We start from the raw sequence: 14,941 nt of genomic DNA on the forward strand, positions 1-14,941 counted from the left end.
ATCACTCCTGCCGGCTAGTTCTCCATTATACTACATGAAGATTTGCCCGGGCGGCATATCCTCTCCGAACGGCTTTTCGGGTATGCACCGGAGAAGCGGGCTGGTATCGCCAACCGGCCGGGTCTCTTGCCCGAAGGCTCTGCCCCGATAGGTTTAGAAGGGGCAGCGGAGTATATTCGGTGAATGACAGAGACTGTCCGTGAACTATCGCCCTCGGAGTTCCCCCTCGCCGAGAAGGTCTGGAAGCACTACCGCGGCCAGAAGGCAGACCCAAAGGCCGAACGGATCTTCGGCGTCTTCGAGGATGGCGACCTCGCTGCGACCGCCCGGTTCACCCGGCACCCGGACGGCAACGAGATGGACTGCGTCTTCACCCTGGATGACTACCGGGGCAGGGGGCTGGCGCGCATCGCCGTCCGGGCGCTGCTCGACGCCTGCGGGCATGAGACGATCTATATCCACTCGACGATCGTCCTGATCGGGTTCTACAAGACCTTCGGCTGGATCCCGATCCCGGAGGCGGAGATGCCGACGTCCATCCGAGACCGGTTCAACTTCTGCTTCGGGGAGATGGAGGGATGCAACATCTGTCCGATGGTGCGGGAGGGGGTCAGGCCGCCGGCGGCCTGAAGACCCGTCCAATGAAGAGGATAGTCCCGGTATCGTCGTCCAGGATCACAAAGACGAACGGATGATCCGCCCGGAAGACGGGCACCTCCTCGTCGATGGGCGCGGCGCTCAGGCTGACAGCGACCCCGGTCGCCGCCGCTGCCTCGGTCCCCTCCTCGTTCACGTTGACGAATGCCTTATGGACGACGGCGGTGATGAAAAGGTTCTTTGTCCCGTCCATCCCCGAAAAGTCCGCAGCACCGGTGAACGCCGCCGGCATCCCCATCGCCGTGAGGGTCTCCGGGAGGCTGTACTCCTCCTCGAGGGCGAACTTCGGGAAGAAGACGTCGACCCGCTCGCGGGCGAGCGCCTGCCGGAGCTCCGCAAGGTTCTCCGCACCGCATGCCTCCTCCGCGGCAGTCAGGTTGCCGTCCTTCGGCAGCAGGACGAGCATCGAGAGGTTGCTCCCGCCGGCGTACGTCATCGCGAGCGCCTGGAGGGTGTCGGTCTCCGCGTAGGGGTAGACGGCATCCTCGCCGGTTCGCTGCATCATCGGGACACGCACAGTTTCATCCGGTGAAACCCGGAAATCGGCGTCCGCCGTCTCGTTCGCGTCGAACTGCAGCTCCCACGTTCCCGTGAAATAAATTGCGTTCGTGATGACGAGCCGGGTCAGGGGATCGATTGAGCCCGCCGGCAGCAGGTCCTGGATCTTCTCTTCGGTTTGTCTCTCGACCCAGCGGTTGATCGTCTGCCGAGACTCTTCAGGAGCGCCGATGAAATCGAGGTTCGTGACATTCGCGGCGTAATACCGCTCCGCCGTCTCGATATACTCCGGCAGGAACGGATACGTCTCCTCAGCCCAGAGGGCGTTCGCTGTCCGGAGGGTGGTGTTTGCATCGCCGCGGCTGAGTCCTCCCGTGAGGGCGGCAAATCCTGTCCGCCGGAGGGTTTCGTTTCCGGGCAGGTGCAGCACCGACGCTATCTCCCCGGCGGTGGTGCCGCGGGCGCCCTCGTAGGTTATCGCAAGGGCGGACGATATGCTGACGGGCGAGAAGAAGATGTTCTCCGTCGCAGAATCATTCGCGAGGCGGTGGTAGAGGTCGCAGGCAAACGCGTTGCTGCCCGCAACCACGTTCCCGGCAGCGGCCGGCGGTGTCGGGCTCTCCGGCTCCGCGGTTGCCGCTCCCGGCACGTCGATGCACCCTGCAGCGATGCCGCCGAGCACGACGACCGCCGCCAGGACGAAAAGACCGATCCATCTCTGGTTCATGGTCTGCTCTCTGCCGCTCCGAAGAGATATACCCAGCGTTGACGACGATTTTTTTCGAAGTCTCCTTCCCGCCGAAACGAAAACCGAGGATTCATGAGATCGCACGGGCAACAGGAATGGATGAGTACGGACGCCGTAGAACGCATTGAAGCGGTGATAGGGGAAACGTACGCGAACGGCAACCTCCTTATCGAAACACTCCGGGATCTTGGGTTTACCCCGTGGAGCCGGACGAAGTCCGACGCCGTCCTCCTCGCCGAAGAGGAGAACCTGGCGCTCTTCCTGGAGTTCGATCCCCGCGATGGTATCTGCCGGAAATACGTGCTCTGCGGGTTGCAGCCCTATGCCAACCAGCGGCTGGGTTTTGTTCCGGAGAGCAGTCTTCAGAAGCTTCGGGGAGCGGATGCCGTCCCGGCCGCGCCGGAGCCGCCGATCCTGCAGGCCGGGGAGAAAGGCAGGCAGATAAAAGAGACGATCCGTGCCCTGGCGAAGACCAACGTCCTCGGCCTCGCCCGCATCTCCCAGGTCATCGAAGAGTCGCCCTACCCCGAAGCGGAGACCGAGACGCTGCTTCAGATGCTGCGCTGCAGCGGCGAGGTCATTGAGGCGCAGCAGGGATGGCTGCGGGTGGTCGGGAGCTGACCGGCGCCGGAAGCATACCCAAAAGCCGTGCCGATGGTATCTACGCGTCCGCCGAAACCCGGTATGCCCCGCCCGGCACGGCGATCTCGAAGCGTGCGCCCTCGCCGGGGACACCCGTCTCCCGGATCGCGATGCCGGTGATGGCGAGGATCTCCCGCACCAGGTAGAGCCCGAGCCCCGTATTTTTGCCGTATCCCCGCTTGAAGATCCGTTCTTTCTGATCGTCCGGGATGCCGGCGCCGTCGTCCTCCCAGAGGATCGTCAGCCCCCCAGGATCGGTGCGGTACGAGACGCAAACGCCGGTCGCGCCCGCGGCGTGGCGGAGGGTGTTATCCAGCAGGTTCTCAAAGACCTTCTCGAGCAGCGGGTCTGCGAAGATCTCGATCGCCGGAAGATCGCTCCCAACGGTGATAGGGGACGCCGGTAGGTCTGCAACGACATCGGCGATCCGTACCCAGACGGGATTTCTGATCCCGAGATTCTGGTAGTCGCGGGTGAACTCGATCTGCCGCTGGATCGTGCGAGCCGCGGCCTCGATGTTCCGGGCACACTCGGTGAGCTCCGGGCTCGGGCTCTCCTGCCGGGCAATATCGATGTACCCGAGCTGAACCATCACCTGGTTGAGGATGTCGTGCCGGGTGACGTTCGAGAGCAGGTGCAGTTTCCTGTTCGCCTCCTGCACCGCCCTTTCCGTCCGTTTCCGTTCGGTGACGTCGCGGATGTTTACGATGATGCCGCGGATCGACGGATCGTCCAGGTAGCTCTGCGCCAGCCCCTCGAGATAGAGCACGTTTCCGTTTTTGTGGGCCATGCGGAAGTCGAACCGGACCGAGGCGCTCCGATCGTCGATCAGATCGCTCCAGTACCCCCGGAGGAGCGGGATGTCTTCCGGGTGAATGTGGTCAAAGATCGACCCCGTAAACGTCTCTATTGGATACCCGGTGATATCGGCGGCGACCGGGCTGATATAGCGGATGGCGGCGTCCGGGTTGACGATCACGAAGACGTCGGAGGAATGGTTCACCAGGAACTGGAAATGCGCTTCCCGCTCCCGGAGCCCCTCCTCCATCCGCTTTCGCACCAGTGCGCCGCCGATGATCTCCGAGGAGATGCGGAGGAGCTCCGCATCCTCCGGGTGCCATTCGGTGGTGTAAACGACATTGTCGAGCCCGATGAACCCGATGACCTCTCCCCGGTTCTGCACCGGCAGGACCAGCACCGACCGGATCTCCTGGCTCTCCAGGACCTCCCGCTCGACAGAAGCGTCGGCGGGGAGCGCCGCGACGTCGGGGACGGCGATGACCTCCCCCCTGCGGAGGCGGGCCATCCACCACGGGAAGGTGTCGCAGGGGAGGTGCTGGAGGGTATCCCGCTGGGGCGACACTCCCTCGGCGCACCACTCGTGGGTATTGTTCATGGTCTCACCGTCGTCATCGAAGAGGAAGAGGTATGCGCGGGAGGCGGCGCTCAAGATGCCGATATCCCGCAGCGAGCCGTGCACCGCCGCATCGAAGTCGTCGCAGGTGATGAACCGCGACGAGACAGCGGCGATGGTCTTCTCAAAGCGGTAGCGTTGCTCGAGGGCGTGCTTCATCCGCATGTACCCGGTGGTGTCGCGCCCCACCGCCTGATAGCCGAAGATACCGCTCGGATAGTAATAGAGCGCCCGGACATTCCAGCGCACCCACCGCACCGTGCCGTCGGCGAGGATCATCCGCTGGTCGATCGTCGTATCGGGGTGTTCGGGAGTGAGTCCTTCCAGTGCTGCGCGTATCCGGTCGCTATTGTCCGGAAGACTGAACGCCGTATCAACCCTCTTTTTCAGAAGTTCCTCCCGCTGTTTCCCGAAGAACCGGCAGAATGCTTCGTTGACGAAGGAACAGATGAAATCCGGCGTAAAACGGCAGATCAGTTCGGTCTGCTCCTCGACGACCGCCCGGTACCGCGCCTCGTTCTTCCGGAGCTCGTCGTGCGCCGCAGCAAGTTCGTCCATCTGCTGGCGTATCTCCTCTTCCGCCGCGGCAAGTTGTTCGTTTGACGCCATCAGCTCTTCGTTCTTCTGCTCGAGCTCCTGCTTGCCGACCACGATCTCGTCCATCTGCTGGCGTATCTCCTCTTCCGCCGCGGCAAGTTGTTCGTTCGACGCCATCAGCTCTTCGTTCTTCTGCTCGAGCTCCTGCTGGGCGGTCTTGAGGGCGGTGATGTCGCGGACCGATTCGATTGCGCCGGTCAGGGTGCCGTCCTCATCGTAGAGAGGCGATGCCTTTGCCCAGAGAACGACCTTCCGGCCCTGTGGATGCGCGTACTCCGTCTCGACGGTGATGCTGCCTCCGTTTCTGGAAATGTTGGCGTATTGCTGCCTGGAATAGTTCGGATCGCATTTGAGAACGAGATCGATCAGCGTTCGCCTGCGTTCGCCGTAGAAGGGGAGCGCGTACTCGAAGTCTCCCTTGCCGACGATATCCTCGGCGGCGATGCCGGTCATCTCCTCGGTCGCCCGGTTCCACGCGATTACCCGCCCCTCCGGATCGATGGCGAACGTCGCGTCCGGCAGGAAATTGATGATATCCGTCATCCGCTTCTCGGACTGCAGGAGCTGCACTTCTGCACGCCGGCGGTAGACGGCATGCTTGACCTTATGCTCGAGTTCGCGGAACTGGGTCTTCGGGTCGCTCCCTTTCTGCAGGTAGAAGTCGGCGCCGGTGTTCAGGGCTTCGATGACGACCTCTTCGCGCCCCCGGCCGGTGAAAAGGATGAATGGAAGCGAGTCGAATTTGCTCCGGACGTACTGCAGGAACGCGATTCCGTCCATCACGGGCATCTGGTAGTCGGAGACGATCGCATCGTACGTCCGGTGCCGCAGCCGCTCGATGGCCTCACCTGCGGACGGAACGGTATCGACGGTCATTTCACCGCTCTTTTCAAGGAAATGCCTGGTAATGTCGAGGAGTGCGGGCTCGTCGTCGACATAGAGGACGGATATCATGGGCGCGTTTTTGATTCCCCGGTTATTTACGCATATTATCTGCCGAGAGACCTGAAAACCGTTTCCCTTTCGGTGTGCGGGTGCGACGGCAGCGCGTTGCCGCGTCCGGTAGAAATACGCCACCATATGGCGTAGGTACCTGCCCAGGAGAAGTACTGCCATGTATGAACCATCACCCGACCCCGACGGCATGACCCTGCGGCCCGTGGGAATCATCAGGAACGCCATCCAGGAACCCTTCCTCGTCGCCGGCAGGGACGGTATCGCGATGCGGGAAGGACACGACGCAAGCATGAACCATATCCAGAGCACGAGCAGAGCGGTATCGGAGCTCGTCATCGACGCCGGCCGCGTCGGGGTGCTCGACGGTATCGAGGAGTACTCCCATATCACGGTGGTCTACTGGGGGCATAAGATTCCGGAGGATAGCCGGTCGCTCACGCACGTCCACCCGATGGGCAGAACCGATATCCCCAAAGTCGGGATCTACGCGACCTGCAGCCCCGCCCGCCCGAACCCGGTGCTCGTGACCGTCGTCAGGCTGCACGCCCGGCGGGGGAACGTGCTGGAGGTCGCCGGCCTCGACGCCGTCGACGGCAGCCCCGTCATCGACATCAAGCCCTACGTCCCGGCCCAGATCCCGGGCGGGGAGGTGCGGGTACCCGCCTGGATGGACATGCTTATGCAGGAAGTCGGCGAGCGGCAGGCGTGAGGTCAGGGGTATGGCTGCCGGGATGCCGGACTATCCGATCCGGCGACCGCTTCCTCGTCGGTGAGCAGGAGTGGCGCAGATGACGGACGACGACGTGATACGGCGGTTCTACGATGCCGTCGCCGATGAAACGGCCGAAGTCTGGTACGCGAGCGACCTGCTGCTCTGCACGATCCGCGACTTTCTGCGCCTGCTCCCGGACCGCCCGGACGTCCTCGACCTCGGCTGCGGCACCGGTCATGAGGCGAAGCGGCTGCACGCTCTCGGCGCCGCGGTGACCGGGATCGATTTCAGCCCCCGGTCGATCGCCATTGCCCGGGAGCGGACTCCCGAATGCGTCTTTCTGGAGATGGACTTTTTCGATCTCGACCCGTCCATCAGCACCTACGACGGCATCTTCGCGGCCGGCTCGCTCATCCACCTCTCCCCCGTCCGGCTGCAGGCGGCCGTGGCGTGTGCCGCCGCGGTGCTGCGCGAGGACGGCATCTTTCTTGCAGTCCTGCAGGTCGGTGAGGAGAACCGTGCAGAGTATCCGGAGATCGACGGGGAGCGGATCGAGCGGGTCGTCTACCGGCATGCAAAAGAGTTTGTTCTTGACTGCTTTTCCCGGGCAGGGCTCGGCTTTGTGCGTGATGCGCCGCTGGCTCAGGAGCTTGCCGAAAGCGGATGGCGGGCATACTATTTTCAGAAAGTCTCTGGTTCTACCGCCCCCGCCAGGGCTCCTTGAGTGTTGCGGGGCAGCGGTCGCGGAGGGGGCAGGACCCGCAGTTTCGCGGGTGCGTGGGGCAGCCGCACGCCGCGGCATAGGCGGCGGTGAGCGCCGCTGCGGGATCGCCCCCGTACGCAGCGGTGAACCGCGCTGCGCCAGCGCCGACCTCGTCCGGCACCGCCTCGGGGTAGTAGCCGCTCCAGGCCACATCCTCAAGCCCGGCATCACGGCAGACCCCGCAGAGCCGCTCCATCTCCTCCCGCGACGGCCCTGGGTGATAATAGAGGACGTTATTCGGCCGAAACCCGATGAGCCGGTAGGGCACGCTCGGGTCGAGCGAGGCGATGAACCCGGCAATGGCGCCCACCTCCCCGTCGGTCATGCCGGGAATCACCACCGTCCGGAAGACCCTGATGGCGTCCCGCCCCTCGCGCACGAGGGAGGCCGCGTTCCGAAGCACCGGCCCGACCGGCGCCCCGGTGAGAGCGCGGTGCACCGGGTCCGACCAGGCCTTGATCTCGAGGGTGATCACGCTGCAGAGGTCGACGATCCGCTCCATCGTCTCCGGCGTTGCAAACCCGCCGGTCGAGATCCCGATCCCGACACCGAGCCCCTGCCGCCCCACCTCGGCCGCGACCTCCTCGATGTAGGGGAGATGGACGATCGGGTCTCCGCCGGTAAACCCGATTGTCCGGATACGCGGGCCCGGGAAAGCGGCTATCTGTTCCCGTGCGTCGGCCACCAACGCCGCCGGCGGGACATACCCCGCGTAGTGCCAGCCGGGGTCGGGGTACTGCGATATCCGGTAGGCGTTGCAGTGGAGGCAGCGGTAGCAGCACCCGAGCAGGGTGACGATGTAGCTTGTGAGCGGCGCCGAGCAGATCGTCGCCGCCACCTCCGCACGCCCGGTACGGCAGACGCCCCGCTCTCCCCGCAGGCGGTCGGCGCTGCACCGCCACTCACAGAGGCGGCAGGACTCGAGATCCGTCATACTCTTTCGTGGCGCTGCACGTTCCCAAGAACCTTTGGGACGGGGGAGGTCTCCCCCGCCGCCACGGCCAGGAGAAGAGGTTTAGATCTTCTCGATCTCGAGATTGTCGAAGGCAACCGTCGTATCGGTACTGGAGACCGAATCTGCCGAGAGCGCTACATATCCGCTGCTGAACATGCTGTCGTAGACCGTGTCCAGGTAGCGGTCGTTGACGTACAGGCTCTGCCGCCGTCCCAGGTCAACAGCGTCTGCCAGGCGTATGTCAGGCATGCGGTAGAGGCCCTGAACCCCGGGTTTACCATCTCCGTCGCCAGAGCCCGGTGCAGGGGAGATGCCTTCTGCGAGATGGTCATCGAGAGACGGAAACCCTGAGATCCCCGATCGCTCCCCTATCCTGCCGAGAGCGACTGCGAAAAAAGTTCCAGGGAATGCCCGGCATCAGGCCGGCACCTGCTCCTTCTTCTCCCGGTCCCAGTGGCGGTGCTGGGCAATGGCCGTCTTGAAATTCCCGGCAAACGAGTGCATGTCTCCCCGGCTCCCGCAGGTCACGACCCCCATATCCACCACGTCTTCTCCGGCGCCGGCATCGGCATACTTCACGCCCCTGATGTCCGATGCCTCCAGAACCTCGATCCCCTCTCCCGTCGCCCCGATCGGCTTGCAGTGCTTGAATGCCTCGTTGACGAAGTGGAGTACATAGCCCTGGCTTTTGAGGGTATCGGTATGCTTGCCGCCCGGGATATAGACGGCGTCGTACATGATCGATGCCGTGGTGACATAGCTCTTGTCGACCTCCATCTCCCTGCCGTCGGCGGATGTGATCATGCCCCGGAACTGCGAGACGACCAGCGGGTGCGCCCCGGCATCTTTCAGGGCCTGCTTCACCTGCATCACTTCGTTGTGGTCGTAGCCGTCCATGGCGAGGATCGCGACCTTCCTGCTCTTCACGGTGTCCCTGACGGTGTTCTCCTGGCTGAGATTCGGGGACTTCTTCGTTCCGGAGGACGCGCCCTTCTCTGCCGGCGGCGGCACCCCGATCCCCGCGGCCACCCGTATCGCGAGGTCGCCGTCGACATTGTTGATGAGGTCCACCACCCGCCGCCGGACTCCCTCGTCTGCGACCTTCCCGAGCTCGAAGTGGAACGCCTTGACGATGTGCTCCTTCTCGGCATCCGACATGCTGTTCCAGAAGAGCTTCGCCTGGCTGAAGTGGTCGTTGAACTTCTCGCCCCGGGCACGGATCTTCCATCCCTCGACCTTCTCCTGGTAGTGGACGAACCCGCCCTCTTCCGCCGGCGCCGGCCGCGGCTTGTTCTCGCCGAGGGCATTTGGGAAGTAGCTGATCTCGCCGCTGTTGATGGTCATCCGGTTGTAGCCTTCCCGCTGGTTGTTGGCGACCGGCGCCAGCGGGCGGTTGATCGGGATCTCCTGGAAGTTCGGGCCCCCGAGGCGTATCAGCTGGGTATCGAGGTACGAAAAGAGCCTGCCCTGCAGGAGCGGGTCGTTCGAGAGGTCGATTCCGGGCACGACATTCGCCGGGCAGAAGGCGACCTGCTCGGTCTCGGCGAAGAAGTTGTCCGGATTCCGGTTCAGGGTCATCTTCCCGATCCAGCGGATCGGCACCTCCTCCTCAGGCCAGATCTTGGTCGCGTCCAGGATGTTGAACTCGAATGTGTGCTCGTCCTCCTCCTCAATCATCTGCACGCCAAACTCGAACTCCGGGTAGTCCCCCATCTCGATCGCCTCCCAGAGGTCGCGGCGGTTGAAGTCCGGGTCCTTTCCTGCCAGTTTCTGCGTCTCGTCCCAGACGAGCGAGTGGACGCCGAGCAGCGGCCGCCAGTGGAACTTCACGAACCGCGCCTTCCCCCCGGCGTTGACGAACCGGAAGGTGTTGACCCCGAACCCATCCATCATCCGGTAACTCCGCGGGAGCGCCCGGTCCGAGAGGACCCACATGATCATGTGGGTGATCTCGGGCAGGTTTCCGACAAAGTCCCAGAAGGTGTCGTGGGCGGCGGAGGCCTGCGGCATCTGGTGGTGCTGCTCCGGTTTGATGGCGTGGACGAGGTCCGGGAACTTGATCGCGTCTACGATGAAGAAGACCGGCATGTTGTTGCCGACGAGGTCGTAGTTCCCCTCTTCGGTGTAGAACTTCGTCGCGAACCCCCGGACGTCCCTGACGGTATCGGCGGATCCCCGAAACCCGACGACGGTCGAGAACCGGACGAAGACCGGCGTCTTCTTGGAAGGATCCTGGAGGAACGCCGCCCTCGTGTACTCGGTCATCGGCTCGTAGACCTGAAAGTAGCCGTGGGCGCCCGATCCCCGGGCATGAACCACCCGCTCGGGGATCCGCTCGTGATCAAAGTGCGTCAGCTTCTCGCGGAAGTGAAAGTCCTCAAGGAGCGTCGGCCCGCGCTCCCCGGCCTTCAGCGAATCGTCGGTGTGGCTGACCCGGACTCCCTGGTTCGTCGTCAGGAACTCGCGTTCTGCGTCCTCGCGGACTGTGTCGAGCTGTTCCTGCTTGCTCTTCTCATCTATCTTTCGCCTCTCGTCCATACCCCCTCACCTGCATCCGTATCGTCCCGACTTCCGGCGGGAATGACGCCCACATTCCGGTCCGGCATCATAAAGCTACCGGAGTGCCGGAGGCTGCGTACGCGCTTCCGGAGAACCGGCCGGCGGGGCGTCTCCGGGAGTTTCCTCGCGGCAGAGCGGGCAGAGCGGGTCTTCCGCCCAGAGGTCGCCGGTTGCGGCGAGCGCCCGGATCCTGCACCCCCCGCCGCAGGTCTCCCGGTACGGGCACCTGCCGCAGGACCCCCCGACCAGGTCCTTCTTTCTCCGGAATGCCGAGAGAACGCCGTTATCCGGATCGTTCCAGACGGCGGAGAAGGGCCTGTCCCGGATGCTCCCGACCCTGAGGGCGGGGAGCTGGGCGAACTGGCAGGGGTAGATGCTGCCGGCAGGATCGATGTTTGCAATCCGGTCGCCCGCGCTGCACCCGACACCGGAACGGGCGAGGAGCGTGCACATGCTCTCGTATGCGGGCGGGTCCTCCTCCCGGAGTCTCCGGAACAGGTACACGGCGTCCTGGGGTGCGTCGACGGTGAGAAACTCCATGGCCTCCGGGTCTCCCTCGCGTGCCTTCTGGACGAGCAGGTCGAGCAGACCGGCGATCTCGCGGGAACCCAGCTGCAGGGCGCCGTAACCCTCCCCTCCCCGGCCGCTCGGCACCAGCCAGTAGACGCAGAACCGCTCTGCCCCACAGTCCAATGAGAGATCGATGAGGTCCGGGATCTCGGCGTAGTTCTCCCGCGTCGCGGTCACCCGGACGCCGCACTTCAGCCCGGCGGATCTGCAGTTCTCAAGGGCCCGGAGTGCCAGCAGAAAGCTCCCGGGAGCGTTTCGCATACGGTCGTGCGTCTCTGCCGTTGCTCCGTCGAGCGAGACGCCCACGTACTCCACGCCCGCGTCGCAGAGCCGCCGGGCAGCTGCAGGCGTTATCAGCGTGCCGTTGGTGCTGAGAGCGGTGGTCAGGCCGCAGTCGTTTGCGTGGCGGGCGAGGTCCCAGAAGTCTTCCCTGACGAGGGGTTCGCCCCCGGAGAAGAGGAGGAGGGGTACCCGCATCCCGGCGAGGTCGTCGATGAGAGCCATCCCTTCCTCCGTCGTCAGCTCGTCCTCCCGCCGCTCTCCCGGCCCTGCCCGGATATAGCAGTGGGAACAGCGGAGGTTGCACCGGTTCGTGATGTTCCAGAAGACGACCGGCCGGCGGATATCAGAGAAGGCGAGCATGCCGCTCGGGGTCCTGCCGCCGTGCCGGTGGCGGAGCACCTCGCTGACCGTGCCCTGTGCGTGGATGTACCTGGTTATTCGGTTCATTGCCCGCGCCCCGGTCCTGTGGCAGGCTCTATCCGCCCGCTCGGCTGTCGCTTGAACTCCTCGGTGCTGATGATGATCCGGTAGTCGGCGGCACCGGTCGCCCGGGAGAGCGCCCCGACTTTCCGGAGCACGGCCTCCCGGTCGCGGCAGTGGAGCACCGTGTAGAGGTTGTACTCCCACCGGCCCGGGACGGTGCGGCGCTCGTAGCAATGGGTCACGTCAGGACTCTCTGCCATGGCGGTTCCGATCGCCGCGGCCCGGTCTCGCGGGACGCTCCAGACCACCATGGCATTGGCCGCAAAGCCGGCCTTCCGGGGGTTGATCCGCGTCCCGAACCGGCGTATGACGCCGGCATCCCGGAGCCGCTCCAGCCTCCCGACAACCTCCTCTTCGCTGATCCCGAGCGTCCTTGCCGCGTGGAGAAACGGCCGCTCCTCGATCCCGATGCCGTCCTGCGTCAACCTGAGAATCTCCCTATCGATCCCGTCCATATCGTTCCTCCTCCAGCCAGAACCGCACGTCGATCTTGAACCGCCGCACCACCGGGAGGTCTAGAACATCCCCGGTCGGGATCCCTGTCCGGCGCCGGATCTCGTCGAGCGTCGCTGCCAGGTCCTCCTCGCTCGCCGCGGCAAGGGTGAACCAGAGGTTGTAGTCGTCGTCGCGCCGGTAGTTGTGGGATACACTGTCGTAGCCGCTGACGACCGCCGCGACCTCGTCCATCCGCCTCTCGGGCACCCGCATCGCAATGAGCGTGGACGAGCGGACGCCGAGGCGCTCCGGCTCGAGGACCGGTGCGATATGTTTGATGACCCCCTGCCGGACGAGGGCCTCCAGCCGATCCATCACCTCCCGCTCCTGCATCCCGAGCGCCTCTCCGAGAACCCAATACGGCCTCGGGTCAAGGGGGAATTCGTCCTGCACCCGCTGGAGCAGCGCCCGGTCATGCGGATCAATCTGCATCGGCACCGCCACCCGGCCTGTACAGACACCAGGGGTCCTCGGCCAGGTAGTCTCCGCCGGCACCCCTGCATTCTTCCGTAAGCCCGTATGCCCGTGCACGGCACCCGCCGCACCCGGAACGGTACTCGCACCGGCCGCATTTCCCGGCCAGTGCATCGCCGGTGCGGAGGTTTCTCAGGACCTCCGATCCGTCCCAGATCTCTCCAAACGCTGTCTCGCGGACGTTCCCGAGGCTCAGCGGGAGGTAGGGGCAGGGGGTGACCTCACCCTTCGGGTCTATCCTGCAGTAGCGGATGCCTGCGATGCACCCCCGTTCCCCGTCCTGCACGGAAAGTCCCATCTCCGCTGCGATCCTGACATACTGCGGGGCGCACGTCGGACGGATGGCGAGGTCCCGGTCTTTCCGCAGCCGGAGGATCTCCCGGATCAGGGCCTCGTACATCTCCGGGGAGATGTCGACGAGTTCCTTCCCCCGCCCCGTGGGGACGAGGAAGAAGAACTGGAAGTCGTGTACCCCGAGGTCTTCTCCGAGCGCCGCGATAGCGTCGAGCTCCCGGTGGTTCTGCAGGGTGACGGTCGTGTGTATCTGGAGACCGATACCGGCGTTTTTGCAGGCCTCGATCCCCTGCACCGCACGCCTCCAGGCACCCGAAACCCCCCTGAACCGGTCGTGCTTCTCCGGGTCTGCAGAGTCCAGACTGACCGCCGCTTTCCTGACGCCCGCCTCCGCGAGCCGGACCGCGGTACGGTCATCGATCAGCGTCCCGTTCGTCCCGAGGGCCATCCGGAGCCCGCGGGAGGTCCCGTATGCGGCAATGTCACAGAGGTCCTCCCGCAGCAGGGGCTCTCCGCCGCTGAGGATCACGACCGGGGATCCGGTTCCTGCAACCTGGTCGAGGAGCGTCTTCGCCTCGGCGGAGGTGAGTTCCGTCCCCTCTCCCCCGCCCCCTGCGTCCAGGTAACAGTGGGCGCACCGCAGGTTGCATCGGGAGGTGACGTTCCATGAAATAAGGGCAGGCTGGTATCTGTTGCCGTCCCCCACGCTGCGTGCCATCACTCAGATCACCAGAAGATACCGGTAGGCTCTCCTCCGGACGGAGAGAGCAGGGGTATACTCGGGCGACGCTATATCAAGGTATCGGGGAGGAGGAATCTGCGTTCTCCCCGGAGACAGCCTGTGACCGGGGAGGCGGCGGCGCGTACCCTGCACTCACCGTGTCCGCACCCAGAGCGATCGCCCCTGCATCTCGCCTTCGTCCAGGCGGAGATCCTCGGTGACCGGGGAGAGCACGGTATTCAGTTCGGCGTCCCGGGCAACGCGGTTGCAGGGAAGGATAATGTCCATCTCGCCGGAGTGGATCATCTCTGCGACCAGCAGCTGGTCGGCGTACGAACCGCCGGACCTGTCCGGGGATATGTCGGAAGGGACGAAGAGGTCCTGCAGCTGCACATAGACGCCGGGGCGGATATTCGGGAGAACATACTGCACCATCTCAGAGTATCCCCGGATACCGGACGTATGGTACGTTGCCACCCGGACGACGTCGCCCTCTTCCAGGTCCGAGAAAACGGTCGGGCCGATCAGGTCGTCCGGGTCTGTCCGGGCTCTCTCCGCAAACCAGCCGGACGGAAACATAAACGAGGATATCGATATGATATCGGTGGCGAGGCGATGGTCGTCGACGGCTCTTCTGGCGAACCGCGTCGACTCTCCCGCTCCGATCTCCAGGTAGCGCCCCGGTCTGTTCAGGCAGAGAAATCCGTACAGGGACAGGGCGTCCAGCACCGGGAGATCGCAGTTCCTCCACGACGGAGTCGCGGACTCACCGGCCGTCCCGACCGGATTGACGGGTATTCTTCGATAGTCGTCACGGAACCCGAGGAGCATGCGGAGCACCAGAACGTACCAGTGCCGGTTCCGTTCGACGAGTGCGTCGAGCGGCAGGTACGGCTGATCGCCGGCCTTCAGGAACTGTTCGGGGATGTCGTACTCGCAGGCGGGCCTCTCCGAAGGGAGCAGGCGGCGCATTCCTTCGACAATCTCGCGTATCGGGTCGGGCATCGGAATCTCCCGTTTCTCTCGCACTGTCGTTTGCCGACGTAGGTGATTATGGCTCTTCCGGCATAAAAGCCTGATTCTGTTCGGTGCAGCACCGAGAACCTTTAAGTACCCTACC

14 protein-coding genes are annotated in these 14,941 nt (G+C 64.3%); 4 read left to right on the plus strand and 10 right to left on the minus strand.

The window, feature by feature from the left end; genetic code table 11:
* Nucleotides 1-183 precede the first annotated feature (183 nt).
* Entirely contained in the window at nucleotides 184-630 is a 447-nt protein-coding gene (locus tag FGU65_RS02615; protein WP_301662840.1) for a GNAT family N-acetyltransferase, read from the plus strand.
* Here FGU65_RS02615 and FGU65_RS02620 read toward each other — a convergent pair.
* Nucleotides 611-1,882 (minus strand): serpin family protein, encoded by a 1,272-nt coding sequence (locus FGU65_RS02620; protein ID WP_301662841.1) that lies wholly within the window; start codon nucleotides 1,880-1,882, stop codon nucleotides 611-613. The genes FGU65_RS02615 and FGU65_RS02620 overlap by 20 nt on opposite strands.
* Nucleotides 1,883-2,002: 120 nt before the next feature.
* Here FGU65_RS02620 and FGU65_RS02625 point away from each other — a divergent pair, with 120 nt between their 5' ends.
* Nucleotides 2,003-2,524, plus strand: coding sequence for a hypothetical protein (locus FGU65_RS02625; RefSeq protein WP_301662842.1), 522 nt, complete (start codon nucleotides 2,003-2,005; stop codon nucleotides 2,522-2,524).
* A 40-nt stretch (nucleotides 2,525-2,564) separates the two neighbouring features.
* Here FGU65_RS02625 and FGU65_RS02630 read toward each other — a convergent pair whose 3' ends face one another.
* On the minus strand, nucleotides 2,565-5,510 hold the full coding sequence (locus FGU65_RS02630) for a PAS domain S-box protein (protein ID WP_301662843.1): 2,946 nt from the start codon (nucleotides 5,508-5,510) through the stop codon (nucleotides 2,565-2,567).
* A 160-nt stretch (nucleotides 5,511-5,670) separates the two neighbouring features.
* Here FGU65_RS02630 and tsaA point away from each other — a divergent pair, with 160 nt between their 5' ends.
* Together tsaA and FGU65_RS02640 are read left to right on the plus strand one after the other, a co-directional pair.
* Complete coding sequence (gene tsaA, locus FGU65_RS02635; protein ID WP_301662844.1) at nucleotides 5,671-6,222, plus strand: tRNA (N6-threonylcarbamoyladenosine(37)-N6)-methyltransferase TrmO; 552 nt, start codon at nucleotides 5,671-5,673, stop codon at nucleotides 6,220-6,222.
* Nucleotides 6,223-6,301: 79 nt separating this feature from the next.
* On the plus strand, nucleotides 6,302-6,949 hold the full coding sequence (locus FGU65_RS02640; RefSeq protein WP_301662926.1) for a class I SAM-dependent DNA methyltransferase: 648 nt from the start codon (nucleotides 6,302-6,304) through the stop codon (nucleotides 6,947-6,949).
* On the opposite strand, the gene FGU65_RS02645 is transcribed toward FGU65_RS02640, so the two are convergent.
* The 8 genes from FGU65_RS02645 to FGU65_RS02680 form a co-directional block, all read right to left on the minus strand.
* Nucleotides 6,924-7,922 (minus strand): radical SAM protein, encoded by a 999-nt coding sequence (locus FGU65_RS02645; protein ID WP_301662845.1) that lies wholly within the window; start codon nucleotides 7,920-7,922, stop codon nucleotides 6,924-6,926. The two genes, FGU65_RS02640 and FGU65_RS02645, sit on opposite strands and share 26 nt — an antisense overlap.
* Before the next feature lie 81 nt (nucleotides 7,923-8,003).
* On the minus strand, nucleotides 8,004-8,192 hold the full coding sequence (locus tag FGU65_RS02650; protein WP_301662846.1) for a hypothetical protein: 189 nt from the start codon (nucleotides 8,190-8,192) through the stop codon (nucleotides 8,004-8,006).
* A gap of 168 nt (nucleotides 8,193-8,360) precedes the next feature.
* Nucleotides 8,361-10,481 (minus strand): catalase, encoded by a 2,121-nt coding sequence (locus FGU65_RS02655; protein ID WP_301662847.1) that lies wholly within the window; start codon nucleotides 10,479-10,481, stop codon nucleotides 8,361-8,363.
* 75 nt (nucleotides 10,482-10,556) lie between these two features.
* Nucleotides 10,557-11,801, minus strand: a complete 1,245-nt coding sequence (locus FGU65_RS02660) for a radical SAM/SPASM domain-containing protein (RefSeq protein WP_301662848.1) — start codon at nucleotides 11,799-11,801, stop codon at nucleotides 10,557-10,559.
* Nucleotides 11,798-12,292 carry a siroheme decarboxylase subunit beta gene (ahbB, locus tag FGU65_RS02665; protein ID WP_301662849.1) on the minus strand — a complete coding sequence of 165 codons (495 nt, stop codon included), beginning with the start codon at nucleotides 12,290-12,292 and terminating at the stop codon, nucleotides 11,798-11,800. Before ahbB ends, FGU65_RS02660 begins: the two co-directional genes overlap by 4 nt.
* Nucleotides 12,276-12,764 (minus strand): siroheme decarboxylase subunit alpha, encoded by a 489-nt coding sequence (gene ahbA, locus FGU65_RS02670; RefSeq protein ID WP_301662850.1) that lies wholly within the window; start codon nucleotides 12,762-12,764, stop codon nucleotides 12,276-12,278. The genes ahbB and ahbA overlap by 17 nt, the downstream gene beginning before the upstream one ends.
* The gene (locus FGU65_RS02675; protein ID WP_301662851.1) at nucleotides 12,754-13,818 is read right to left on the minus strand and encodes a radical SAM/SPASM domain-containing protein; all 1,065 of its coding nucleotides are present in this window, start codon (nucleotides 13,816-13,818) and stop codon (nucleotides 12,754-12,756) included. Before FGU65_RS02675 ends, ahbA begins: the two co-directional genes overlap by 11 nt.
* Before the next feature lie 156 nt (nucleotides 13,819-13,974).
* Complete coding sequence (locus FGU65_RS02680; protein ID WP_301662852.1) at nucleotides 13,975-14,826, minus strand: hypothetical protein; 852 nt, start codon at nucleotides 14,824-14,826, stop codon at nucleotides 13,975-13,977.
* Between the last annotated feature and the right edge of the window lie 115 nt (nucleotides 14,827-14,941).

Source organism: Methanoculleus frigidifontis (genome assembly GCF_030464345.1).
GTDB classification, from domain to species: domain Archaea; phylum Halobacteriota; class Methanomicrobia; order Methanomicrobiales; family Methanoculleaceae; genus Methanoculleus_A; species Methanoculleus_A frigidifontis.

Excerpts from the sequence above, each read along its gene's own strand:
- FGU65_RS02615 (WP_301662840.1), top strand. The coding sequence starts at position 184 with ATGACAGAGACTGTCCGTGAACTATCGCCCTCGGAGTTCCCCCTCGCC.
- FGU65_RS02620 (WP_301662841.1), bottom strand. The coding sequence starts at position 1,882 with ATGAACCAGAGATGGATCGGTCTTTTCGTCCTGGCGGCGGTCGTCGTG.
- FGU65_RS02625 (WP_301662842.1), top strand. The coding sequence starts at position 2,003 with ATGAGTACGGACGCCGTAGAACGCATTGAAGCGGTGATAGGGGAAACG.
- FGU65_RS02630 (WP_301662843.1), bottom strand. The coding sequence starts at position 5,510 with ATGATATCCGTCCTCTATGTCGACGACGAGCCCGCACTCCTCGACATT.
- tsaA (WP_301662844.1), top strand. The coding sequence starts at position 5,671 with ATGTATGAACCATCACCCGACCCCGACGGCATGACCCTGCGGCCCGTG.
- FGU65_RS02640 (WP_301662926.1), top strand. The coding sequence starts at position 6,302 with ATGACGGACGACGACGTGATACGGCGGTTCTACGATGCCGTCGCCGAT.
- FGU65_RS02645 (WP_301662845.1), bottom strand. The coding sequence starts at position 7,922 with ATGACGGATCTCGAGTCCTGCCGCCTCTGTGAGTGGCGGTGCAGCGCC.
- FGU65_RS02650 (WP_301662846.1), bottom strand. The coding sequence starts at position 8,192 with ATGCCTGACATACGCCTGGCAGACGCTGTTGACCTGGGACGGCGGCAG.
- FGU65_RS02655 (WP_301662847.1), bottom strand. The coding sequence starts at position 10,481 with ATGGACGAGAGGCGAAAGATAGATGAGAAGAGCAAGCAGGAACAGCTC.
- FGU65_RS02660 (WP_301662848.1), bottom strand. The coding sequence starts at position 11,801 with ATGAACCGAATAACCAGGTACATCCACGCACAGGGCACGGTCAGCGAG.
- ahbB (WP_301662849.1), bottom strand. The coding sequence starts at position 12,292 with ATGGACGGGATCGATAGGGAGATTCTCAGGTTGACGCAGGACGGCATC.
- ahbA (WP_301662850.1), bottom strand. The coding sequence starts at position 12,764 with ATGCAGATTGATCCGCATGACCGGGCGCTGCTCCAGCGGGTGCAGGAC.
- FGU65_RS02675 (WP_301662851.1), bottom strand. The coding sequence starts at position 13,818 with ATGGCACGCAGCGTGGGGGACGGCAACAGATACCAGCCTGCCCTTATT.
- FGU65_RS02680 (WP_301662852.1), bottom strand. The coding sequence starts at position 14,826 with ATGCCCGACCCGATACGCGAGATTGTCGAAGGAATGCGCCGCCTGCTC.